Origin of the sequence: Ideonella sp. B508-1, from assembly GCF_000333615.1 — a bacterium.
GTDB lineage: Bacteria > Pseudomonadota > Gammaproteobacteria > Burkholderiales > Burkholderiaceae_C > Ideonella.
Genome location: NZ_BADL01000288.1, coordinates 28903 through 51692 on the forward strand (window position 1 = coordinate 28903; position 22790 = coordinate 51692).

At 67.7% G+C, this 22790-nt stretch carries 21 protein-coding genes and 1 tRNA gene; 9 read left to right on the top strand and 13 right to left on the bottom strand.

Annotation, left to right across the window (positions count from 1 at the left end; genetic code table 11):
• Positions 1 to 24: 24 nt before the first annotated feature.
• Genes I73_RS12215 through I73_RS27615 form a run of 3 tightly spaced genes read right to left on the bottom strand, consistent with a single transcriptional unit; the run spans position 25 to position 2964 of the window.
• Positions 25 to 918 (bottom strand): DMT family transporter, encoded by an 894-nt coding sequence (locus tag I73_RS12215; RefSeq protein ID WP_022980866.1) that lies wholly within the window; start codon positions 916 to 918, stop codon positions 25 to 27.
• A complete protein-coding gene (locus tag I73_RS12220; RefSeq protein ID WP_022980867.1) occupies positions 915 to 1448 on the bottom strand; it encodes a methylated-DNA--[protein]-cysteine S-methyltransferase in 534 nt (177 codons plus the stop codon). Before I73_RS12220 ends, I73_RS12215 begins: the two co-directional genes overlap by 4 nt.
• On the bottom strand, positions 1426 to 2964 hold the full coding sequence (locus I73_RS27615) for an Ada metal-binding domain-containing protein (protein WP_022980868.1): 1539 nt from the start codon (positions 2962 to 2964) through the stop codon (positions 1426 to 1428). Before I73_RS27615 ends, I73_RS12220 begins: the two co-directional genes overlap by 23 nt.
• A gap of 179 nt (positions 2965 to 3143) precedes the next feature.
• Between I73_RS27615 and I73_RS12230 the strand changes: the two genes are divergently transcribed.
• Together I73_RS12230 and I73_RS12235 are read left to right on the top strand one after the other, a co-directional pair.
• On the top strand, positions 3144 to 4532 hold the full coding sequence (locus I73_RS12230) for a phosphomannomutase/phosphoglucomutase (RefSeq protein WP_022980869.1): 1389 nt from the start codon (positions 3144 to 3146) through the stop codon (positions 4530 to 4532).
• Positions 4533 to 4536: 4 nt separating this feature from the next.
• The gene (locus tag I73_RS12235) at positions 4537 to 5886 is read left to right on the top strand and encodes a glycosyltransferase N-terminal domain-containing protein (protein WP_022980870.1); all 1350 of its coding nucleotides are present in this window, start codon (positions 4537 to 4539) and stop codon (positions 5884 to 5886) included.
• Between the two features lie 4 nt (positions 5887 to 5890).
• Here the strand turns inward: I73_RS12235 and I73_RS12240 are convergent, their stop codons facing one another.
• The 4 genes from I73_RS12240 to I73_RS12255 are packed head-to-tail and all read right to left on the bottom strand — an operon-like array spanning position 5891 to position 9002.
• Positions 5891 to 7243, bottom strand: a complete 1353-nt coding sequence (locus I73_RS12240; RefSeq protein WP_022980871.1) for a TolC family outer membrane protein — start codon at positions 7241 to 7243, stop codon at positions 5891 to 5893.
• Between the two features lie 58 nt (positions 7244 to 7301).
• The gene (locus I73_RS12245; RefSeq protein WP_022980872.1) at positions 7302 to 7631 is read right to left on the bottom strand and encodes a rhodanese-like domain-containing protein; all 330 of its coding nucleotides are present in this window, start codon (positions 7629 to 7631) and stop codon (positions 7302 to 7304) included.
• Entirely contained in the window at positions 7631 to 8284 is a 654-nt protein-coding gene (locus tag I73_RS12250; RefSeq protein WP_022980873.1) for a protein-L-isoaspartate O-methyltransferase, read from the bottom strand. Before I73_RS12250 ends, I73_RS12245 begins: the two co-directional genes overlap by 1 nt.
• A 52-nt stretch (positions 8285 to 8336) precedes the next feature.
• On the bottom strand, positions 8337 to 9002 hold the full coding sequence (locus I73_RS12255) for a TetR/AcrR family transcriptional regulator (protein WP_022980874.1): 666 nt from the start codon (positions 9000 to 9002) through the stop codon (positions 8337 to 8339).
• A gap of 216 nt (positions 9003 to 9218) precedes the next feature.
• Between I73_RS12255 and I73_RS12260 the strand changes: the two genes are divergently transcribed.
• The 7 genes from I73_RS12260 to I73_RS30910 all read left to right on the top strand — a co-directional run bounded on the left by I73_RS12260 (position 9219) and on the right by I73_RS30910 (position 15743).
• Complete coding sequence (locus I73_RS12260) at positions 9219 to 10010, top strand: undecaprenyl-diphosphate phosphatase (RefSeq protein WP_374701959.1); 792 nt, start codon at positions 9219 to 9221, stop codon at positions 10008 to 10010.
• 55 nt (positions 10011 to 10065) lie between these two features.
• Positions 10066 to 10818, top strand: a complete 753-nt coding sequence (trmB, locus tag I73_RS27620; RefSeq protein WP_040500315.1) for a tRNA (guanosine(46)-N7)-methyltransferase TrmB — start codon at positions 10066 to 10068, stop codon at positions 10816 to 10818.
• A gap of 16 nt (positions 10819 to 10834) precedes the next feature.
• A tRNA-Gly gene (locus I73_RS12270) sits at positions 10835 to 10908 on the top strand.
• Between the two features lie 144 nt (positions 10909 to 11052).
• Positions 11053 to 12321 carry a hypothetical protein gene (locus I73_RS12275; protein WP_148289781.1) on the top strand — a complete coding sequence of 423 codons (1269 nt, stop codon included), beginning with the start codon at positions 11053 to 11055 and terminating at the stop codon, positions 12319 to 12321.
• 305 nt (positions 12322 to 12626) lie between these two features.
• Positions 12627 to 13952 carry a S9 family peptidase gene (locus I73_RS27625; protein ID WP_159105880.1) on the top strand — a complete coding sequence of 442 codons (1326 nt, stop codon included), beginning with the start codon at positions 12627 to 12629 and terminating at the stop codon, positions 13950 to 13952.
• A gap of 25 nt (positions 13953 to 13977) precedes the next feature.
• On the top strand, positions 13978 to 14736 hold the full coding sequence (locus I73_RS27630; protein WP_159105881.1) for an OmpW family protein: 759 nt from the start codon (positions 13978 to 13980) through the stop codon (positions 14734 to 14736).
• 101 nt (positions 14737 to 14837) lie between these two features.
• Positions 14838 to 15743, top strand: coding sequence for a GGDEF domain-containing protein (locus tag I73_RS30910; RefSeq protein WP_022980880.1), 906 nt, complete (start codon positions 14838 to 14840; stop codon positions 15741 to 15743).
• An 8-nt stretch (positions 15744 to 15751) separates the two neighbouring features.
• Here I73_RS30910 and I73_RS12295 read toward each other — a convergent pair whose 3' ends face one another.
• The 6 genes from I73_RS12295 to I73_RS12320 form a co-directional block, all read right to left on the bottom strand.
• On the bottom strand, positions 15752 to 17230 hold the full coding sequence (locus I73_RS12295) for an NAD-dependent succinate-semialdehyde dehydrogenase (RefSeq protein ID WP_022980881.1): 1479 nt from the start codon (positions 17228 to 17230) through the stop codon (positions 15752 to 15754).
• Positions 17231 to 17307: 77 nt separating this feature from the next.
• Entirely contained in the window at positions 17308 to 18261 is a 954-nt protein-coding gene (gene speB / locus I73_RS12300) for an agmatinase (RefSeq protein WP_022980882.1), read from the bottom strand.
• A gap of 7 nt (positions 18262 to 18268) precedes the next feature.
• Complete coding sequence (locus I73_RS12305; RefSeq protein ID WP_022980883.1) at positions 18269 to 19099, bottom strand: ABC transporter permease; 831 nt, start codon at positions 19097 to 19099, stop codon at positions 18269 to 18271.
• A 4-nt stretch (positions 19100 to 19103) separates the two neighbouring features.
• The gene (locus tag I73_RS12310; RefSeq protein ID WP_026096652.1) at positions 19104 to 20366 is read right to left on the bottom strand and encodes an ABC transporter permease; all 1263 of its coding nucleotides are present in this window, start codon (positions 20364 to 20366) and stop codon (positions 19104 to 19106) included.
• 23 nt (positions 20367 to 20389) lie between these two features.
• Positions 20390 to 21421: an ABC transporter substrate-binding protein gene (locus I73_RS12315; RefSeq protein WP_022980885.1), complete on the bottom strand. Its 1032-nt coding sequence runs from the start codon at positions 21419 to 21421 to the stop codon at positions 20390 to 20392.
• Between the two features lie 92 nt (positions 21422 to 21513).
• On the bottom strand, positions 21514 to 22596 hold the full coding sequence (locus I73_RS12320) for an ABC transporter ATP-binding protein (protein ID WP_022980886.1): 1083 nt from the start codon (positions 22594 to 22596) through the stop codon (positions 21514 to 21516).
• Between the last annotated feature and the right edge of the window lie 194 nt (positions 22597 to 22790).

Genomic DNA, 22790 nt, shown 5'->3' on the forward strand with positions numbered 1-22790 from the left:
GTCGGGGTCAGCGGCTTTGTCATTTCAGGCCCCCGTCGGGCGCCGGCGGGGCAGCAGCCCGGTGACCAGCGCGGTGCCCAGCAGGATGACGGCGCAGGCGCCCACCATCGTGGCGCTCAGCGTCTCGCCCAGGAACAGGGCACCCCACAGCACCGCGAAAGCCGGGATCAGGAAGGTCACGGTCATGGCGTTGGACGCGCCGACCCGGCTGATCAGCCTGAAATACAGCACATAGGCCAAGCCGGTGCACAGCACCGCCAAGAGGCCGGCCTCCAGCCAGGCGAGCCGGGACGGTGGGTCCTGCGGCCAATGCGTGACCATCAGCGGAATGAGCAGCAGCCCGGCGCCTGCCTGGCTGCCGGCGGCCAGGGCCATGGAAGGCACGCCGGCCAGATGGCGCCGCGTGAAGTTGGCCGAGAAGCCGTACATCAGCGTGGCGCACAGGCAGGCCGCGACCGCCAAGGCCGGGCTCACGCTATGCTCGCCGGGATGAAAGCTGGCCCGGTCCCAGGCCAGCCACAGCACGCCGGCAAATCCGAGGGCCAGGCCCAATCCCTTGCGCCCGCCGGGGCGCTCTCCCATCCAGCCCCAGGCGATCAAGGCACCCCAGAGCGGCGTGGTGGCATTGAAGATGGCCGACAAGCCCCCGGTGATGGCCAGTGCCGCCACGCCGAAGCAGATGAAGGGCAGGGCAGAGTTGGTGATGCCCACCAGCAGAATGGCCCGCCAATGCCGGCGCAGGGCGCCCAGTTCGCCTCGCCAGACCAGCAGGGGCAGCAGACAGGCCACGGCGCCCACCACCCGTAGCCCGGCCAGGGCCAACGGACCGAAGGCGGCCGCGCCCAGGCGGATGAACAGGAAGGAGGCACCCCAGATGGCGGCGAGCAGGGCCAGTTCGACCAAATCCTTGGGTTTCATGCGGCAGAGGCAAAGAGATCATTGGGCAGCGCGGCGCCTTCTTCGTGCAGCAGGGCACGCTTGCGCGCGAGCCCGCCCGCATAGCCTGTCAGCGAACCATCGGCGCCCAGCACGCGGTGGCAAGGGATGAAGAGGCTCAGAGGATTGCGCCCCACAGCGGCGCCCACGGCGCGCACGGCCTGCGGCCGCTGCAGCAACATCGCCAGCGCGCCGTAGCTGCAGGTCTGCCCGGGGGCGAGCTCGCGCAGAGCCGCCCAGACGGCCAGTTGGAAGACAGTGCCCGCGGGATCCAGCGGCGTGCAGAAGGCCGTGTGGCGAGGATCGACCCAGTAGGCCCGCAGTTCCTCGCGCGCCTGGGCCAGGATGGGGTGGCCGGCCTGTTCGGGCGCGTCCAAGGGGCCAGGGTGGTGCTTCTGGTCCTCGAACCAGGCGCCACCCAGACCACGTGCACTGGCGGCCAGGCGCAGCGGCCCCAGCGGGGTGTCGACAAGGGCCTGGGCGACCCATTCACGGTGCAGCGAGAGGCTCATGGTCGGGGTGTCCGGTGGAGGGGCGAAGGGGGCTGGAGGAAGCCGGTTCCTGCCACAGCTGCAGCACGGCGTAGGCGCGCCACGGGCGCCAGGCCTCGGCCAGTGCCTGGGCCTGCCTGGGGTCGCGTGTGCCCAGGGCGCGCAGCACGCCCGCGTCGCTGGCGGGAAAAGCGTCGGGCCAGGCCAGTACCCGCAGGGCCACCAGCTGGCAGGTCCAGTCGCCGATGCCGGGAAGAGCACGCAAGCTGGCCAGCGTGTCGTCCACCGCTGCACCCGGGGAGAGGTCCAGTTGGCCATCGAGCACGGCCGCCGCCAGTGCTTGCAGTGCCTGGATGCGGCTGCGGATGATGCCCAACTGGCCCAGCGTGTCGACGCTGGCGTTCTTCATCGCCAGCGGTGAGGGGAACAGATGGGTCAGGGCAGGCACCGGCGTGGCGCAGGGCTCGCCCAGCCGGTCCACCAGGCGCGCGGCCAGGGTGCAGCCAGCGGCCACGGTCACCTGCTGGCCGAGGATGATGCGCACCGTGGTCTCAAAGCCATCCATGCAGCCGGGCACCCGTAGGCCCGGGCTTGCCTGGGGCAGGTTGCTCAGGGCCTCGTGGATGTCCTGCGGCTGCGCGTCCAGGTCCAGCAGATGGCGCACCCGCCGCATCACCTGGGGCAGCACCGGCACCAGTCCCGGGGAGACGGTCAATTCCGCCCCTTCGTTCCGGGGGTCCAGACGCAGACCCAGCCAGCCCTGACACGGCCCCTGGCGACCGGGCAGCGACAGGGTGCGCCACCAGATGCCACGGTGCAAGGCCTCCACGCCGGGCAGCGGGCGGGCCCCCAGAAACGCCAGCATGGCCTGGGCATCGTAGGGCGGGCGCCAGCCCAGCCGCACGCGGGTGCCTTCCATGTCGCCCTCGTCCTGCCCCGGCCGCTGTTTGCGCAGTGAGCTGGGGCTGAGCCGATAGCGTTCCTGGAACAGCGCATTGAAGCGGCGCAGGCTACCGAAGCCGGCTGTCTCGGCCACCTGGGCGATGGGCAGCGGGGTGTCGGTCAACAGCTGCTTGGCCAACAGCAGGCGCCGCGTGGTGATCCACTGGATCGGGCTGACGCCATGCTCGGCCTGGAAGATGCGCCGCAGATGCCGTTCCGTGACGCCCAGGCGTTCGGCCACCGAGGGCAGGGCGATCTCTTCCGAGGACTCCAGCAGGCGTTCCAGCAGCACGGCCGCGCTGCGGGCCAGGCTGCGGGATGAATCCACCAGCGCCAGACCTGGCGCCAGTTCGGGGCGGCAGCGCAGGCAGGGCCGAAAGCCCGCCGCCTCGGCCTGCGCGGCTTCGGGGAAGAAGCGGCAATTCTCCCGCCGTGGCAGGCGCACCCGGCAGACGGGCCGGCAGTAGATGCCCGTGGAGGTGACGCCGACGAAGAGGCGGCCGTCGAAGCGGGCATCATGCGTCTGCAGCGCCAGATAGGCCGCGCCTTCGTCCAGGGGCGGGGCAGGGCGGAGGGCGCGGGGCGTGGCGGGCATGGGCTCATGATACGGAGCGCCGGACGGCTGTCTGGCCGTTTTCGGACACATGCCTATGCCCCAGGCCGAGGGCATGGGACAACTTCACACTGCCGCGGGGTGGTGCCCATGGGCGTCTCTACAATGGGACCGCAGTTCTCGGTGTTTCCCCCTCTTCAACAGACATCCGAAAAGCCCCCATGAAAGTTGACGCATCCATCTTCAAGGCCTATGACATCCGCGGCATCGTCGGCAAGACCCTGGACGAGACCGTGGCCGAGCACCTCGGCAAAGCCTTCGGCACGGAGGCCCTGAAGGCCGGCCAGAAGGCCGTGGTGGTGGGGCGCGATGGGCGTCTTTCCGGCCCGGGGCTGGTGGATGCGCTCAAGCGGGGTCTGGCCTCGACCGGTCTGGATGTGGTGGACATCGGCGCGGTGACCACCCCGATGGTCTACTACGTGGCGGCCACGCGCGGCCGCCATGGCTGCAACAGCGGCATCCAGGTCACCGGCAGCCACAACCCCAAGGACTACAACGGCTTCAAGATGGTGCTGGCGGGCCGGGCCATCTACGGCGATGAGATCCAGGGCTTGATGCGCCGCATGGAGGCTGAGGACTACACCCAGGGCCGGGGTCGCGTCGGCGCGATGGACATCCTGCCGGAGTACACCCACCGCATCGTCAGCGACTGCAAGCTGGCGCGCCCGATGAAGATCGTGGTCGATTCCGGCAACGGCATTCCCGGGGCCAGTGCGCCGGGCATCCTGAGGGCCCTGGGCTGCGAGGTGATCGACCTGTACTCCAAGGTCGACGGCGATTTCCCCAACCATCACCCGGATCCCTCCAAGCCGGCCAATCTGGCCGATCTGATCAAGGTCGTGCATGCCACCGACGCCGAACTGGGCCTGGCCTTCGACGGCGACGGCGACCGCCTGGGCGTGGTGACCAAGGATGGCCAGATCATCTACCCGGACCGTCAGTTGATCCTCTTCGCCCGCGACATCCTGACCCGGGTGAAGGGCGGCACCATCATTTACGACGTCAAGTGCACGCAACGCCTGGCGCCCGAGGTCAAGGCTGCCGGCGGCGTGCCGCTGATGTGGAAGACCGGCCACTCGCTGGTCAAGGCCAAGCTGAAGGAAACCGGGGCCCCGATCGCCGGCGAAATGAGCGGCCACATCTTCTTCGCCGAGCGCTGGTACGGCTTTGACGATGCCATGTACACGGCCGGCCGCCTGCTGGAGATCCTCTCCCGCTCGGACGACCCCAGCGCCGTGCTGAACGCGTTGCCGACCAGCTTCAACACGCCCGAGCTGAACGTGCCTTGCGCCGAGGGCGAACCTGCCCAGGTGATCGCCAAGCTGCTGGCGACCGCGAAGTTCCCGGGGGCCGAGATCATCACCACCGACGGTCTGCGCGCCGAGTATCCGGATGGCTTCGGTCTCGTGCGGGCGTCCAACACCACGCCGGTGCTGGTCATGCGTTTCGAGGGCCACACCCCGGAGGCGATGCACCGCATCGAGGCTGACTTCATGGCCGCGCTGCGGGCGGTGAAGCCCGATGCCGAGATCGGTGCTTCGGCGCACTGAACCCTTGAAGCAGACCCACCCGGCCTTGCCCGAAGCCAGCGCCTCCCTGTCCGCCCTGCTGGCGCGGCAGGCCTATTCCTGGGCGCTGCGGCTGGGCACGCCAGCCTACCTGGCCAAGCTCTGGCAGCGGGGCGGGCGCGAGCCCCTGTACCGCCACGCCATCGGCGAGCGTTTCGGCCTGCACCTGCCGCCGATCACGCCGGGTGCGGTGTGGCTGCATGCCGTGTCGCTGGGCGAGACCCGCGCCGCCGCTGCCCTCGTTGCCGCCCTGCGCGCGCAGCGGCCGGGGCTGCGCCTGCTGCTCACCCACGGCACGGCCACTGGACGCGAGGCGGGGCAGGCATTGCTGCGCGAAGGGGACCAGCAGGTCTGGCTGCCCTTCGACACGCCGGGGGCTGTGGACCGCTTTCTGCGCCGAGCCCAGCCCGCCCTGGGCGTGCTGATGGAAACGGAGATCTGGCCCAATCTCCTGCACGCCACGGCGGCCCGGCAACTGCCCATGGTGCTGGCCAATGCGCGATTGAGTGAGAAGAGTGCGCGCCAGGGGCGACGCTTGTCGCTGCTGATGCGGCCCGCGGCCGATGCCCTGACCCTGGTGCTGGCCCAGACCGAGGCCGACGCGCAGCGCCTGCGCGCGGCGGGTGCGGCCGACGTGCGCGTGAGCGGCAACCTGAAGTACGACCTGCAGCCCGATGCCATCCAACTGGCCCAGGGGCGGGCCTGGCGGGCGGGTCTGTCGCGGCCCGTGGTGGCCGCCGTGAACACGCGTGAGGGCGAGGAGGAGGCTCTTCTGGAGCACTGGGCGGCGTGGCCGGCGCCGCGTCCGCAGTTGCTGCTGGTGCCCCGTCATCCCCAGCGCTTCGATGCCGTGGCCGAGCTGGTGCGACAGCGCGGGTTCAGTCTGTCGCGGCGCTCGCAGTGGGGGGCGGCTTCAGGGGGGGCTTTGCCGGCCCAGGTCGCCAGTGGCACCGACGTCTGGCTGGGCGACAGCCTGGGCGAGATGGCCCTGTACTACGGCCTGTCCGACCTGGCCTGGCTGGGCGGCAGCTTCGCCCCGCTGGGGGGGCACAACCTCATCGAGTCGGCGGCCTGTGGCTGCCCGATCATCCTGGGCCCCTCGACCTTCAACTTCGCGCAGGCGGCAGAGGGCGCGTTGGCTGCTGGCGCCGCCTGGCGGGCGACCGGGTGGGATGACGCGATGGCCCAGGCCCGGCAGTTGCTCTTGGCCCCCGAAACCCTGCACCGGGCCGCCGAGCGTGCCGAGGCATTTACCCGTGCCCACCGGGGCGCGGCCGAGCGCATGGCCTCGGCCATCCTGGGCCTGTTGCCGGCGGACGCACCGCCGGCTCGCTGAGGCTTCAGCGGGCCAGCAGACCGTTGACGCGCTGGATGTCGGCGTCGCCCAACTGGCCGGTCACCTGGCGCAGCTTCAGGTCGCCCATGATGACGTCGTAACGGGCCTTGGAGAGTTGCTGCTCGGTGTTGAACAGCTGGGTCTGGGCGGTCAGCACGTCCAGGTTGACGCGCACGCCCACCTTGTAGCCCAGTTGGGTGGCTTCCAGGGACAGCTTGTTGGAGGCCTCGGCGGCCTCGTAGGCCTTGACCTGTGCCAGACCGCTTTGGACACCGAGGAAGGCCGAACGGGTGCTCTGGGCAATGCTCCGGCGCGCGCCTTCAAGGTCGTTGCTGGCCTTGTCTTCGAGCTTGATCGTTTCCTGGATGCGGTTCTGGGTCGCGAAGCCGCTGAACAGGGGCAGGGAGAGGGTCACGCCGATGGCCTTGTTCGTGTTGCTCCCCGACAGGTGCGAGGTGGGATCGGTGTCGATGTCCACGCGGCCCTTGGTGTAGCTGCCGGTGAGGGCCACCGTGGGCAGATGGCCGGCGCGCGCCTTCTCGGTTTCCAGCTTGGCGATGTCCAGCGCCAGGCGGGCCTGGGCGATGCTTGGGCTGCGCTCTTCCGCGGCACCCAGCCAGGTGTTCAGATCGGCGGGCAGCAGGGGCGGCAGGGCCACGGGTTGGGCCAGGGGCCAGGGCTTGACGCCGGTACGCCCCACCAGTTGTTCCAGGGCCAGTTGCTTGACGTGCAGGTCGTTGTCGGCGGCCAGCTCCTGGGCCACGACCAGGTCATAGCTCGCCTGGGCTTCGCGGGTGTCGGTGATGGTGGCCGTGCCGACCTCGAAGTTGCGCTTGGCCGAGGCCAACTGCTCGGAGATGGCCTTCTTGTTGGCCTGCACCGTGGCCAGCGTGTCGCGTGCGGCCAGCACGTCGAAGTAGGCCTGGGACAGGCGCACGATCAGATCCTGCTCGGCCGCCTGCAGTTGCGACTTGGCCACCTCGACGGTCTTGTCGGCCTGGTCGATGGTCAGGCTGTTGGGGCGGTTGAACAGGCTCTGCTGGGCCGAGACCGTGACCGGCGTCGTGGTGCTGCTGGTGCGCGTGGCGCTCGGGCTGTACGGGGTCTCGTCGATGTTGCGATTGGCCGACGCAGTCAGCCCGACGCTGGGGCGCTGCAGCGCGTAGGTCTGTGCAGCCTGATACTCCGCCGCCTCCGACTGGGCGCGGGCACCCAGGTAGGTGGCATCGTAGGACCTTGCCGCCTCGTAGAGCTCCTGCAGGCTCTGGGCGCGAGCGGTTCCTCCGAGACAGAGCGCCGCCAGCGCCAGCGGGGCGAGGCGGGCACTCGGACGGAACAGGGAGCGCGGAGTCGGCATGGTGTTTTCCTCTGGGTCGAAAGGTGGGGGTGGCGCCCGCAGCGGATGGCGGCGGGCTTCAGTAGCGTGGCATCGTCGGATCGACCTGGCGGGCCCAGGCGTCGGTGCCACCCTCCAGGTTGTACACAGCCGTGTGACCTTGGTGCATCAGGAATGCGACGACCTGCGCGCTGCGCATCCCGTGATGGCAAAAACAGACGACAGGCTGCTGCGGATCCAGTTCCGCGCGTCGGGCCGGCACATCTCCCATGGGCATGGCCAGGGTCCTCGCACCTTCCACCACCAGAGGGGCCCGTGCCACCTCCCACGGCTCACGCACGTCCAGCAGCACCACGCCCTCGCGGGTCTGGGTGAAGGGGAGCAGCTCCTGGACGTGCAGCCGGTTCATCAGAAGTGGAAGCGGGTGGGTTCGGCAAAACCGTCGAGGCGCTGTGCCACGGTGTCGAACAACTCGACCTTGGACAGCGCCTTGTCGGATTGGCGGGTGTAGAGCACGGCGCGCATCACAGGCTCGGTGCCTTCGATGGTGATCAGCCGGCCGCCGACCTTGAGCTGGTCGAACAGGGCCTGCGGCACCTGGGCCACCGAGCCCGACAGCACGATCACGTCGAACGGTCCCTCGGCGGCCAGGCCCTCGCGGCCATCGGCCTCACGCACGGAGACGTTGGACAGGCCGGCACGGCGCAGGTTCTCGCTGGCCATGCGGGCCAGTTCGGGGCGGCTTTCCAGCGTGATGACGCGCTGGGCGCGGTGGCCCAACAGCGCGGCCATGAAGCCCGAGCCGGCGCCCACCTCCAGCACCGTCTCGTGGCGCTGCACCTTGGCTTCCTGCAGCAGGCGGGCTTCCACCCGGGGGGCCAGCATGCACTGGCCGCCGGGCAGCGGGACTTCGGTGTCGACAAAGGCCAGGGCCCGGTAGGCGGCAGGGACAAAGTCCTCGCGCTTGACGGCGGCCAGGAGCGACAGCACGGCAGGATCCAGCACATCCCAGGGGCGGATCTGCTGTTCGATCATGTTGAAGCGGGCTTGTTCGATGTTCATCACGGCGTCCTCGAAAAGGTCCGGCGGCGTCTGGGCCGGTCAACCTTTCATTCTAGGTGGCTTTGGAGTCCGCCTGCTGTCCGGCGCCGGTCGGCCCGGGGCCCTGAAAGCCGCTGAGCAGCAAATGCATGTGGGCCCGCATGAAGACCTCGGGTTGGATGTCCTTGAAGCCGCAGGCACCCAGCGAATGCTTGTGCACGCACATCATCACGAAAGGCATGGCGATGGAGTGCGCGGCCATCTCGATGTCCATGGGGCGGAATTCCCCACGCGCCACGCCCATCATCAACAGGCGGCCCATCACCCCCATCCCCGGTTCCAGCACCTCCTGGGCATAGAACTCCGCCAGCTCCGGGAAGTTGCACATCTCGGTCAGCAGGAGCTTGAAGACGCCCGAGGACGGACTGTTGTAGACCCGGATCCACCAGTCCACCAGGGGCCCCAGCAGGGCCTCGGTGGAGGTGCCCTGGTGCTCGTCCAGCAGGCGCGCGCCTTCGGCCACCTCCAGGGCCAGCGTTGAGCGCACCACGGCCTTGAGCAGTTCTTCCTTGCTGGGGTAGTAAAGGTACAGGGTGCCCTTGGACACACCGGCACGCTGCGCCACCTCCTCGGATCGGGTGGCGGCAAAGCCCTTCTCGACGAACAGGGCGAGCGCCGCCTCCAGCAATTCCTGGGGGCGGGCATCCTTGCGGCGCTGGCGTGAACTGTGAACCGTCATCAGGCTAATGACCCATCGGTCATTAATACTAGCAGCCGGTTTGGCGAACTCAATACCCATGCGGGTATTTTGTCGAAAAGCCAGTCCGCAGGGAAGGGGGCGTCGTGGCGTTCCGATGCCCCGGGGGGTGAAAACCCGCGGGTATGATCCCGCCCTCGCAACGCCTCACCTCAAGGAGCGCCCGACTTGGACTTCCTGCTGCTCAAGGCCGCCATCATGGGGGTGGTTGAAGGTCTCACCGAATTCCTGCCCATCTCGTCCACCGGGCATCTGATCCTGGCGGGCTCTCTGCTGGGCTTCGCGGATGCCAAGGCCAAGGTCTTCGAGATCGCGATCCAGTCGGGGGCCATCCTGGCGGTGGTGCTGGTGTACTGGCAGCGGCTGCGCGACGCGGTGACCGGCCTGGCCAGCCAGGCGTCTGCCCGCCGCTTCGTTTTCAATGTGCTGATCGGCTTCCTGCCGGCTGCCGTGCTGGGCCTGCTGGTCTACAAGGTGATCAAGGGCTATCTGTTCAACGCCCCCGTGGTGGCTGCATCGTTCATCGTCGGCGGCCTGATCATCCTCTGGGCCGAGCGTCGTGCGTCACCCCGCGTGCGCATCCACTCGGTGGACGAGATGAGCTGGCTCGATGCCCTGAAGGTCGGACTGGTCCAGTGTCTGGGCATGATTCCGGGGACCAGCCGATCCGGCTCAACCATCATTGGCGGGATGCTGCTTGGCCTGTCGCGTCAGGCCGCCACGGACTTCAGCTTCTTCCTGGCGATTCCCACCTTGGTGGGGGCCGGCGCCTACAGTCTCTGGAAGGAGCGGGCACTGCTGAGCATGGCCGATCTGCCGCTCTTCGGCGTCGGCTTCTTCGTGTCCTTCCTCAGCGCCTGGGTCTGCGTGCGCTGGCTGCTGCACTATGTGGCCAGCCACACCTTCATCCCCTTTGCCTGGTACCGCATCGCCTTCGGGGTGCTGGTGCTGGTCACTGCCTGGACGGGTTGGGTGGTCTGGGCCGACTGAGCGACGGTGCCGGGGGCATCAGGCAAAATGCCGCCCCTTGCTCACCGCCGCCGCCATGACCGACGACACCGTTCTTCCCGACGATCCGACTGCCAATGATCTGCCCGCCCAGGCAGGCGAAGTCGCAGAGGCACCCCAGCGACGCATCCGCAGCTTTGTGCTGCGCGCCGGGCGCATGGGCACAGGGCAGCAGCGCGCGCTCGAAGAACTGGGGCCCCGATACCTGGTGCCCTATGCGGCTGAGCCGCTCGATCCGCCGTCCCTGTTCGGTCGCGATGCGCCGCTGATCGTTGAAATCGGCTTTGGCATGGGGCATGCCACGGCTCAGATCGCCGCTGCTCGCGCTGACACGGATTTCCTCGGCATCGAGGTTCACACGCCGGGCGTGGGGGCCCTGCTCAAGCGCATCGGCGAAGACGGGCTGAGCAATCTGCGCATCATCCAGCACGACGCCGTGGAGGTGCTCGAGCACATGATCGCCCCCGACTCTCTGGCCGGGGTGCATGTCTTCTTCCCGGATCCCTGGCACAAGAAGAAGCACAACAAGCGCCGACTGATCCAGCCAGCGTTCGTGGCGCTGCTCGCGTCGCGCCTGAAGCCGGGGGGCATCCTGCATTGCGCCACCGACTGGCAGCCTTATGCCGAGCAGATGCTGGAGGTGCTGGGCGGGGAGCCCCGCTTGCGCAACACCGCGCCGGGCTATGCGCCCCGCCCGGACTACCGCCCGCTCACCAAGTTCGAGAGCCGAGGCATCCGTTTGGGGCACGGCGTGTGGGATCTGGTCTTCGAACGCCAAACAATCGCGTAAACTACGCGCTTGCGCTGCGGGTGTAGTTCAATGGCAGAACGGCAGCTTCCCAAGCTTCATACGAGGGTTCGATTCCCTTCACCCGCTCCAACCGACACAGAACTGGCCCCATCCGGGGCCAGTTGCACATTCAGCGCTCCCTGCCGTGGACCGCATCGCCATGCATCCTGGGGGTGGTCAGGTGGCGCAGGTCCTGCAACCATGCAGGGGCAGGTCAACTTTGCGGAAGCCGTCATGAGCTCTCTTGAACGCATTGCCATCGGTGTTGTTGCGCTGGCCGCGCTGTGTCTGCCCTGGAAAGCGCAGGCTGCTGTTCAGGTGGCTCAGACAGACATCGTCAGCACCGCCACCCGGCTGGTGTCCTACCGCCATCAGCGCCACATGTTCGTCACGTCCGATGGTCGCACCCATGCGCTGATGAACCTGGGGACGGCGGCCGGCACCGACGGATCGCTGTATCTGCACTCGACCGATGATGGTGTGCAGTGGGCTCGCCAGCTGGTGCTGCCCAACACCGATGAGAACAGCGTTTCCGATGGCATGTTGACGGGCGACTCCCTGACCGTGGTCTATCAGTGCAGTGATGGCATCGCACGCATGTCCACGCTGAACTACAGCAGCGCGACCCGCACCTGGTCGCTGGCCAGCACCAGCAAGCTGCCACGTGCCTCGACCAGCATTGCCGCGGTCAATCCCAGCTTTGCCGTGGACGAGAACGGGAACACCTGGCTGGCCTACGTGCAGGAGGACAGCAGCACGGGCTACGTGATGATCGCGCTGTACGTGAAGGCGGCAGGCAGCAGCACCTGGTCCCGCAGCAGCCAGTCCTATGGCTACAGCAACGGCCTGACCTTTGGCAGCGACAAGCGCAGTGCACGGTTGGTGGGGTTGCCCGGCGGCATTGGCCTGATGTATTCGGTCGGCCCCAACATCTACTGGGCCGAGCGGCCCTTGACCGGCACCCTCACGTCCACCTGGAACTCGTCGGTGCTGATGCTGAGCGGCACGGCCGACAACGATCCGATGTCCAGCCACTTCAGCACCGTGGTGGACGGGCAGAACAATGTCTATGCCGCCTATACCGATGCCGGTGTGCTCTACCTGCGCATCCGCAACGCGGCGACCCGGCAGTGGACGGCCCAGACCCGCATCACCGGCAACAGCACCAGCTATCCCTCGGCCAATCCGACCTATGCGCAATTGGCCTGGCTGGGGGGAACCAAGGTGGCGCTCGTCAGCAACTTCGGCTCCGGCATCAACGTCTACCAGAGCGCGAACAGCGGCTCCACCTGGGCCTGTACCACGCGTGGGGTCCACACCGGGATGTCCGGTTATTTCAACGACGCACGGCTGGAGATTCCTGCCTTCCCCGGTGCCACCGCTGTCCAGGTGCTTCAGCAGTACCAGGCCTTCCAGCCGCCCGCCGATGGTTCGGTGGTGCCGCCGCAGTACGCCGTGTCGTTTCAATTCACCCCGTCCACCACCTCTGGCGGTTGCCAGTGAATGCCTGAGCGGCCTTCGCCGCCACCCATCCCTTTATCTGGATCAAGACCGGGCCCATGGGGCCCGGTCTTTTTTGTGTCTATTGGCGTTCGACACGGGTTAGTCCCAAGACGGAAAAGGGATCTGCCCGGCTTAAAGTTTCTTATCCAGAAGCGAACGACCGTTCGCTTTTGAAACGCGATGAAATGAAGGAGTCTTGGATGCGTTTCCTGCGCCCATTGTCTTTGCTGCCGCTGACCGCGGCACTTGTGTTGGCCGGTTGTGGTGGTGGCAGCGAGGATGCCCCGCCGGCTCGGGGAACCATCATGTCCGCGCTGGCCGATGCCCAGCTCAACCCCGGACAGACCTGGCCCATCCCGGCTGCCCAGATCGATGCTGGCACCTCGGCGTCCGGCGTTCAGGCCTTGACCGGTACCGCAACCTGCGATGTGCACATCGCCTATGTGTTGTACATGACGCGCGACCCCAAGGGTGAGGCCGCCACGGCGTCGACGGCGGTCTTCGTGCCTTCCGGCACGAACGCGGCCTGCACGGGCTCTCGGCCGGTGGTGCTGTATGCCCACGGCACGACGACCGAGAAGGCCTTCAACATGGCCGACATCGCCAACAACCAGGAAGGCAGCCTGACCGCGGCCATGTTCGCCGCGCATGGCTACATCGTCGTGGCGCCGAACTTCCTCGGTTATGACCTCTCGAGCCTGAGCTACCACCCCTATCTGAATGCCGAAGCGCAAGCCATCGACATGGTGGACGGCCTGCGTGCCGCCAACAGCTTCCTGAAGGCGTCGGGTCTGGGCACGCCTTCGGCCAAGCTTTTCGTCACGGGTTATTCGGAAGGTGGCCACGTGGCCATGGCCACGCAGAAGGTGCTGGAGCGTGACTACGCCAGCGAATTCACCGTGACCGCCGCGGCGCCCATGTCCGGCCCCTACAACCTGAGCCGCTTCGTGACGCAGATCCTGGCCAGCCCGGACTACTGCGCCAGTCTGGGGTCTTCCGATCCCAACTGCGCGGTGGACGCTGGCGCCACGCTCTTCACCCCGCTGCTGCTGACCAGCTGGCAGAAGTCCTATGGCAATGTCTACAGCACCCCTGCGGACGCCTACCAGTCGCCTTATGCGGGGTTCATGGAAACGCTGCTGCCCAGCAACAGCTCCGTGAGCGATCTCATCGCCGCGGGCAAGCTGCCGGCGGACAGCACCTTCCGTAAGCTGTTCGGCACGGGCGGCATGATCAACGACAGCTTCCGCACGGCCGCGCTGGCCAACCCCAACACCGGCATGCTGGGGGCTGCGGCAACCAACAGCCTGCTGAACTGGACGCCCAAGGCCCCGATGGCCATGTGCTATAGCGCGGCGGATCCGACCGTGTTCGCCTACAACACAACCGACGCCCAGACCTATTTCGGCAGCAAGGGCGTGACCGTGCCGGCGCTGGATCTGCGCGGCAACGTGGCCACGATCGCCACCACGCTGGGCACTTCGGCGGCCACGCTGGCGGGTGGCTTCCAGGCGACCTATCCGGCGGCCTCCAGCGCGGTGGGAACGCCGGGCACGGAGCAGGACCATGCCGACGCCGCGCCGTTCTGCGCAGCCTTCGTCCGCGGCTACTTCGCGAACTTCGCTCAGTGATCGGTCTTCAGCAAGGATGTTTTTCATGAGCCACTTCGATAAGAAAACCTCGCATGCCCTGCGTCTGGTGGCGGTGGCCGCCACCCTGGGTCTGGCGGGCCTGACCGTCCATGCCGAAGAAGAGTCCAGCCTCAAGGGCTGGAGCGTCTACCTGGGCGGCGCCTACATCCACGTGAACGTTGCGCCCAACCACTTCACCACCAGCACACCGACGCCGGTCGACGAAGCCCAGGCTGCGCACGGCACCACGGCCGGATTGGCCGTCGATGACAAGGCCACCGTCGGCTTCGGCGTCGCCTACCGCTTCAATCCGAAGTGGAGTGCCGAACTGGCCCTGGGTATCCCGCCCGAGCACAGCGTGACCGGCACGGACGCCATCCAGTCCTTCGGCCAGGTGGCCCTGGTCAAGCAGGCCCCGCCCACGGCCTTCCTGAACTACCACTTCGACGAAGTGCTTCCGGGCTTCTCGCCCTTCGTGGGCTTGGGGATCAACTACACCAAGTTCATCCGCACCCGCAGCACCCAGGCCGGAGATGCAGCCAGCGGTGGCCCCACCAAGATCAAGCTCTCTCCCTCCTGGGGTCTGGCGGGTCACGTGGGCGGCACCTACCAGATCGACGACCATTGGTCGGTGGTGGGCACGGTGGCCTATGTGGACGTGCGCAGCACGGTGACCAACACCACCGAGACCAACACCGGTGACGGTCCGGTGACGGTGATCCGCCAGGACAAGCTGAACTTCCGTCCTTTGACTTACACCCTGTCGGTCGGCTACGCCTTCTGACCCTTGATCTGTCTTGTCGATGATGGGTTCGCCCCATTGTCGGCAGGCATGGTCACCGGGCGTGCCATGCGGCATCATGTCGGGACGATACGAAGAGCCCCATGAGCACGCCCTACCAAGTCCTTCTCCTCAGCCCGGGCTCGCCGGATCTGGCGACATCGCCCTTCGGCCCTTTTGTGCTGCACGCGTGCCGCACCCTGGACGAGGCGGCTGAAGCGCTGCAGACCCAAACCTACGATGCGGTGCTGCTGGATCTGCAGTCGCCCAGCGGCGCAGCGGCCTTGCTGGGTTGGTCGGGGCTGAGCCGCGCGGCCTTGGACAGCGCCGTGCTCGCGGTGCTTCAGACGCCCACGCCGGCGCACTGCCTCAAGCTGGTTCAGCGCGGTGTCCGCGACATCCTCTCGCCCAGCGACCTGCAGCCCGATGTGCTGGGGCGCTGTCTGCGCTTGGCCATCGAGCGCAAGCAGCTGGACGACACGGCGCGCCGTGCCTACAGCATCGACCTGTCCACCGGCCTGCCCAACCGGCAGCAGTTGCAGGAGCACATGACGCATCTGCTGGCGCTGCGTGAGCGCGAGCCGGCCGCCATGGCCCTGATCGCCCTGCAACTGGATGGCATGGGGGCGGTGGAGGCCTCCATGGGCGTTGAGGCGGCCAATGTGCTGCGGCGCAAGCTGGCGGTGCGCCTGCGTGCCTCGCTGCGTGCCAGCGACGTGGTGGCCTCGCTGGGTGGCGATCTCTTCTGCGTGCTGCTGGCCTGGATCGATGCCCAGGAAGACGCCGAGCGGGTGGCCCGCAAGCTGCTGCAGACGGTCAGCCAGCCCTATCTGGTGGCAGGGCAGACGCTGCCCCTGTCCGCGCGCCTGGGGGTGGCCCAGTACCCGGCCCATGGTAAAGAGGCCCGCGCTCTGCTGAGCCGGGCCCTGGGGCAGGTCTCGGGTGACGGTATCAGCCGCCAGCTCCGGGGGGCGGCGGCCAACGACGAAGTGCCGCCAGCCGCCGACTGATCAGCGCATCACTTCTGGATGTCGCCCAGGCAGAGGTACTTGACCTCCACATAGTCTTCCATGCCCTGGTGGGCGCCTTCGCGGCCCAGGCCGGACTGCTTGATGCCGCCGAACGGCACCTCGGCGGTGGAAATCAGGCCGGTGTTGATGCCCACCATGCCGTATTCCAGCGCTTCGCCCACGCGGAAGATGCGGCCGATGTCGCGGCTGTAGAAATAGCTGGCCAGGCCGAACTCGGTCGCATTGGCCAGTTCCACCACCTCGGCCTCGTCCTTGAAGCGGAAGATCGGCGCCACCGGACCGAAGGTTTCTTCCTTGGCGCACCGCATGTCGCCGGTCACATTGGCCAGCACGGTCGGCGTGTAGAAGCGGTCGCCCAGGCGCTCGCCGCCGGCCACCAGGGTGGCGCCCTTGTCCAGGGCGTCGGCCACATGGCGTTCCACCTTGGCAACCGCGGCATCGTCGATCAGCGGGCCCTGGGTCACGCCGGCCTCGAAGCCGCTGCCGGTCTTCATCGCGCGGGCCTTCTCGGCCAGTTTCTCGACGAAGGTGTCGTACACGGCTTCCTGCACATAGAAGCGGTTGGCGCAGACGCAGGTCTGGCCGGCATTGCGGTACTTGCTGACCATGGCGCCTTCGACCGCGCTGTCCAGGTCGGCGTCGTCGAAGACGATGAAGGGGGCATTGCCGCCGAGTTCCAGCGAGACCTTCTTGACCGTCGAGGCGCACTGGGCTGCCAGGATGCGGCCAACCTCGGTGGAGCCGGTGAAGGACAGGTGGCGCACCACGTCGGAGCTGCACAGCACCTTGCCGATCTCGATCGAGTTGGCGCCGTCGGCGGTCAGGATATTCAGCACGCCCGCGGGCATGCCGGCGCGCTGGGCCAGTTCGGCCACCGCCAAGGCGGACAGCGGGGTCTGCTCGGCCGGCTTGATCACCACCGGGCAGCCGGCCGCCAGGGCCGGGGCCACCTTGCGGGTGATCATCGCGATCGGGAAGTTCCAGGGCGTGATGGCTGCGCAGACGCCGATGGGCTGCTTGATGACCAGGTAGCGCTTGTTGTTGTCGGTGGTCGGGATGGTCTCGCCGTAGACGCGCTTGCCTTCCTCGGCGAACCACTCCAGGAAGCTGGCGCCATAGCCCACTTCGCCCTTGGCCTCGGCCAGCGGCTTGCCCTGCTCGGCGGTCATCAGCCGGGCCAGGTCATCGGCGTTGGCCTGCAGCAGCTGGAACCACTTCATCAGGATCGTGGCGCGTTCCTTGGCGGTTTTGGCGCGCCAGATCGGCCAGGCCTTGTTGGCGGCCACGATGGCGTGGTGGGCCGATTCCGGGCCGTGGTTGGCCACGTCGGCCAGCTTCTGACCGGTGGCCGGGTCGGTGACCTCGAAGCGGCTGTTGGCGCCGACCCATTCGCCGTTGATCAGCGCGTCGGTCTTCAGCAGGCTGGGGTCCTTCAACAGGGCCAGCGGGGAGGTGGACGAGTCCATGTAAATCTCCTGAGCAAGGCTTCCGGTGACACCGGAAGCGGTTGAAACCACACTCTATCGCGGGGCGGACGCCCCTTTCAGCGGTAGGCCACGCCGGGCAGCACGCACAGCATCTCGTACAGCAGGTTGGCGCCCAGCAGGGCGGTGTTGCCGGTCGGGTCGTAGGGCGGAGCCACTTCGACCAGGTCGGCACCCACCAGGTTCAGGCCGCGGCAGCCCCGGATGATCTCCAGCGCCTGCGGCACGCTCAGGCCACCGATCTCCGGCGTGCCGGTGCCGCCGGCATAGGCCGGGTCGATGCCGTCGATGTCGAAGCTGAGGTAGCAGGGCGCGTCGCCGATGGCCGCGCGCACCCGGGCCATCAGCGGCGCAAGCGACTGGTACCAGACCTCGTGCGCCGGCACCACGGTGAAGCCCTGTTGGCGCGGCCAGTCGAAGTCGTCGGCGGCGTAGCCGGTGCCCCGCAGGCCGATCTGCCAGACCTTGTCGCCCTGCAGCAGGCCTTCCTCCACCGCGCGGCGAAACGGCGTGCCGTGGGCGATGCGCTCGCCGAACATGGTGTCGTTGACATCGGCATGGGCATCCACATGCACCAGGGCCACCGGGCCGTGGCGCTCGGCCACCGCGCGCAGGATGGGCAGGGCGATGGTGTGGTCGCCGCCCAGCGTCAGCGGCATGCAGCCGGCGGCCAGCACCGGGCGGTAGAAGTCGGTGATGAGCTCGACCGACTTTTGCAGCGAGTAGGTGTTGACCGGCACGTCGCCCAGGTCGGCCACCTGCAGAGTGTCGAAGGGCGCCGCGCCGGTGGCCATGTTGTAGGGCCGCAGCAGGGCCGATTCGGCACGGATCTGCCGCGGGCCCATGCGGGCGCCGGACCGGTTGGAGGTGCCGATGTCCAGCGGCACGCCGATGAAGGCGGCGTCCAGGCCTGCCGGACTGTCCACCACGGGCAGACGCATCATGCTGGCCAGGCCGCCAAAGCGCGGCATGGCATTGCCGCCCAGGGGCTGATGAAGGACGCGGTCGTTCATGGGCGCATCAACGGCGGCGGCCCCGAATCCACTCCAGCACCAGCATCAGCCCGGTGGTGAAGAGGATCAGCAGCGTGGCGACCGCGGCAATCGTCGGGTTGATGTTCTCGCGGATGCCGGTGAACATCTGACGCGGCAGCGTCACCTGGTCCGGCCCGGCGATGAACAGCGTCACCACCACCTCGTCGAAGGAGGTGGCGAAGGCGAACAGCGCGCCGGAGATGACGCCCGGCGCGATCACCGGCAGCGTCACCCGGAAGAAGGTCTGCACCGGGCCCGCGCCCAGGCTCAGCGAGGCGCGCACCAGGTTGTGGTTGAAGCCCTGCAGCGTGGCCAGCACGGTGGTCACCACGAAGGGCGCGCCCAGTGCCGCGTGCACCACGATCAGGCCGGTGTAGGTGTCGGCCAGGCCCAGGCGGGCGAAGAACAGATAGCAGGCCACGCCCACCACCACGATGGGCACCACCATCGGCGCGATCAGCACGCTCATCAGCAGGCCCTTGCCGGGGAAGTTCACCCGGGCCAGGCCCACGGCCGTCAACGTGCCCAGCGTGGTGGCCAGCAGGGTGGCGGCCGGGGCGACGATGAAGGAGTTCTTCGTCGCGCGGCCCCATTCCTCGGAGGTGAAGAGGTTTTGGTACCACTGCAGCGACCAGCCCGGCATCGGGTAGGCCAGAAATGAACTGGCCGAGAAGGACAGCGGCATGATGACCAGGATGGGCAGCAGCAGATACAGCAGCACGCCCAGGCTGAACAGGCGCAGCAGCCACCAGCCCGCCTTGTCGGCCGGCGTGGCATAGGCCGGGAACTGGGGGCGCAGGAAGGAGAAGAAGCTCATCGGATCACCCCAGGCTCAGTTCGGACTTCACCACACGGCGGTAGAGGCCGTAGAGCAGCAGCGTGGCCGCCAGCAGGATGGCGCCCAGCGCGCAGGCCATGCCCCAGTTGATGTCGACGTTGGTGTACTGGGCGATGTAGTAGCTCAGCATCTGGTCGTCGGCACCACCCAGCAGGGCGGGCGTCACGTAGTAGCCGATGGACAGGATGAAGACCAGCAGGCCGCCCGCGCCCACACCCGGCCAGGTCTGCGGCACGTACACGCGGAAGAAGGCCGCCAGCGGTGAGCTGCCCAGCGACACCGCGGCGCGCAGGTAGGTGCCCGGCACCGACTTCATCACGCTGTACAGCGGCAGGATCATGAAGGGCAGCAGGATGTGCACCATGGCGATGATCACGCCGGTGCGGTTGAACAGCAGGGCCAGGGGCTCGTGGATGGCGCCGATGCCCATCAGTGCGCTGTTGACCAGGCCCTCGCGCTGCAGCAGCACGATCCAGGCGGCCACGCGCACCAGGATGGAGGTCCAGAAGGGCACCAGCACCAGGATCATCAGCACATTGGCCTGGCGCGCCGTCAGGGTGGAGAGCCAGTAGGCCAGCGGATAGCCCAGCAGCAGGCACCAGACCGTGACCACGGCGCTGATCTCGAAGGTGCGCAGCAGGATGCTGAAGAAGACGCGCTGGTCGGGGTCGACCCGCTCGATGCCGCCTTCGGGCTTGCGGTGCAGGTCCACCGAGGTCAGCAGGTAGTCGGGGGTCCAGCGCGAGGCGTTCTTCGCAATCGCCTGCCAGTAGGGCAGTTCGCCCCAGCGCGGGTCCAGGGCCAGCATGCGCTCCTTCACCGCGTCCGGCGCCAGGTGATCCCCCAGCGGCAGGGCCCGGTAGGTGCTCATGATCAGCGAGCGGGAGCCCGGCAGCTCGGTGTTCAGGCGGCGGGCCAGGGCGCCGGCGTCCGAGCCATCGCTGAGCTGGCCCAGGTCGTCGGCCAGGGCCGCGTAGGCACTGGCCGGCGGCGTGCTGTGGCGGTCCCAGTCGGACAGGGCCTGGCTGGTGCGCGGCAGCACGTCGGCCACCTCGGGGTTCTCGATGGCGCGCACCAGCAGGGCCCCGATGGGCACCAGCAGGGTCACCAGCAGAAAGATCAGCAGTGGCAGGGTGAGCGCGATGGCCGTCATGCGGCGACGTCGCTCCGAGCGGGCCAGGGCGCGTGTCAACGCGTTCGCGCCCCCGGCGGACGCCGGGGCGGGGGTCGTGGCAGTGACGGTCATCGTGGACTCACCTCAGCACCGGCTTATTGCGCTGCCCAGGAGGCGAAGCGCTTCTCCAGGGCCTCGCCCTGGTCGGCCCAGAAGGCGATGTCGAACTTCAGCGCGTCCTTGGCGTTGGCCGGCGAGGTGGGCAGTTGGGCCAGCACCTTCGCGTCCAGCTTGGCCAGGGCCTTGTTGTTGGTCGGACCGTAGGAGATGTGGCGGGCGTATTCGGCCTGGGCGTCCGGCGAGGCGGCCAGGGCGATGTACTTCATCGCCAGGTCCTTGTTGGGCGTGCCCTTGGGGATGACCCAGTAGTCCAGGTCGTAGATGCCGCCGGTCCAGGTGATCTTCAGGTTCTTGCCTTCGCGCTGGGCCGCGTCGATGCGGCCGTTGAAGGCCGTGGCCATGACCACGTCACCCGCGACCAGGAACTGCGGCGGCTGGGCGCCGGCTTCCCACCACTGGATGTTGGCCTTGAGCTCGCTCATCTTCTTGAAGGCGCGGTCGGCACCCTCTTTGGTGGCCAGCACCTTGTAGACATCGGCCGGCTTCACGCCATCGGCCATCAGCGCGAACTCCAGGTTGTAGCGCGCACCCTTGCGCATGGCGCGCTTGCCGGGGAACTTCTTCACATCCCAGAAATCGGCCCAGGTCTTGGGGGCGGTCTTGAGCTTGTCGCCGTCGTAGGCCATCACGGTGGACCACACGAAGGCGCCCACGGCGCATTCGCTCACCGCGGCGGGGTTGAAGTCGGCCTTGTTGCCGACCTTGCTCCAGTCCATCTTCTCGAACAGGCCCTCGTCGCAGCCGCGTGCGGCGTCCGGGCTCTCCACCTCGACCACGTCCCAGGTGACCTTCTTGGTTTCCACCATGGCCTTGATCTTGGCCTGCTCGCCGTTGTATTCGACCGAGACGATCTTCGTGCCCGTGTTCTTCTCGAAGGGCTCGACATAGGCCTTCTTCTGGGCCGCACCATTGGCGCCACCAAAGTTCACCACGGTGAGCTGGCTTTCGGCCATGGCCGGCAGGGCGGCGAGGAGGGCGGCCGCAAGGGCCACGGAAGTCTTCAACATACGCATGTCTCCTGAAAGGAGGGTTGGGGAACTCAACAGGTAAGGTGGAGCGGAGAGTTCGTTTCTTCTTCTGTATTTTTTTGACTGCGCGTTCAGGCGTAGACGCGCAGGTACGGCGTGGCAATGTGCAGCCACACCGCTTGGCCGGCCACCGGCTGCTCGCCGCTGGACAGCGGCAGCTTGACGGTGGCCAGCGCCTGGCCTGCGATGGCGCATCGCAGGCGCAGGTGGTCACCGAAGTAGATGACATCGGTGATCGCGGCCTTGATCGTGTTGCCCTCGTTCTCCGGGGGTGTGAACCAGGCCTCGATGCGTTCGGGGCGGATGGAAGCCACCACCGAGGTGCCCGGAGGCACGTGATTGACGTTGATGCCGCTCAGGCGCTCGCCCGAGGGCAGCACGATCTCGCAGGCATCGTGGTTGGCGCTGGCCGTGGTGGCGGTCAGCAGCGTGCTGTCGCCCACGAAGCCGGCCACGAAGCGGTTGTTGGGCGTCTCGTACAGGCGTTCGACGGCGTCGATCTGCTGGATTTCGCCGTCGTTGAACACCGCCACGCGGTCGCTCATCGTCAGGGCCTCGCCCTGGTCGTGCGTGACGTAGACGAAGGTGATGCCGAGCTGGCGGTGCAGTTCCTTGAGCTCGATCTGCATGTGCTCGCGCAACTGCTTGTCCAGCGCGCCCAGGGGCTCGTCCATCAGCACCAGCTGGGGCTGGAAGACCAGGGCGCGGGCCAGGGCCACGCGCTGCTGCTGGCCACCCGAGAGCTGGGCGGGGTAGCGGTCGCCCTTGCCCCCGAGCTGCACCATGTCCAGGGCCTTGACCACGCGCTGGGCGATCTCGGCCTTGGGCAGCTTGCGCACCGTCAGCGGGTAGCCGACGTTGTCCGCCACCGTCAGGTGGGGGAACAGCGCGTAGTTCTGGAACACCATGCCGAAGTTGCGCTTGTGCGGCGGGGTCTTCGTGATGGGTGAGCCGTCCAGCAGGATCTCGCCGGCCGTCGGGGATTCAAACCCCGCCAGCATCATCAGCGTGGTGGTCTTGCCCGAGCCGGAAGGGCCCAGCAGCGAGAGGAATTCGCCGCGCTGGATCTCCAGATCGAGCGAACGGACCACCAGGCTCAGACCGTCATAGGTCTTCTGAACACCGGCGAAGCGAACCAGGGGGGGCGAACTCATGGCGTGGGGGGCCCTCGGACAATGACTGTGTAGGCGTGGGCACCGCGCCGGGCGGCCTGCTCTATCCCCTCTATGAGCGCCTGTGCCACCAGGTGGTGGCCACCGCCCGCGAGACGCTGCGTGTGGCGCGGGCCGATGCGCAGATGGCCCAAACCCTGGGTACCGCACCGGGCGACCCGGTGATCAACGTCAGC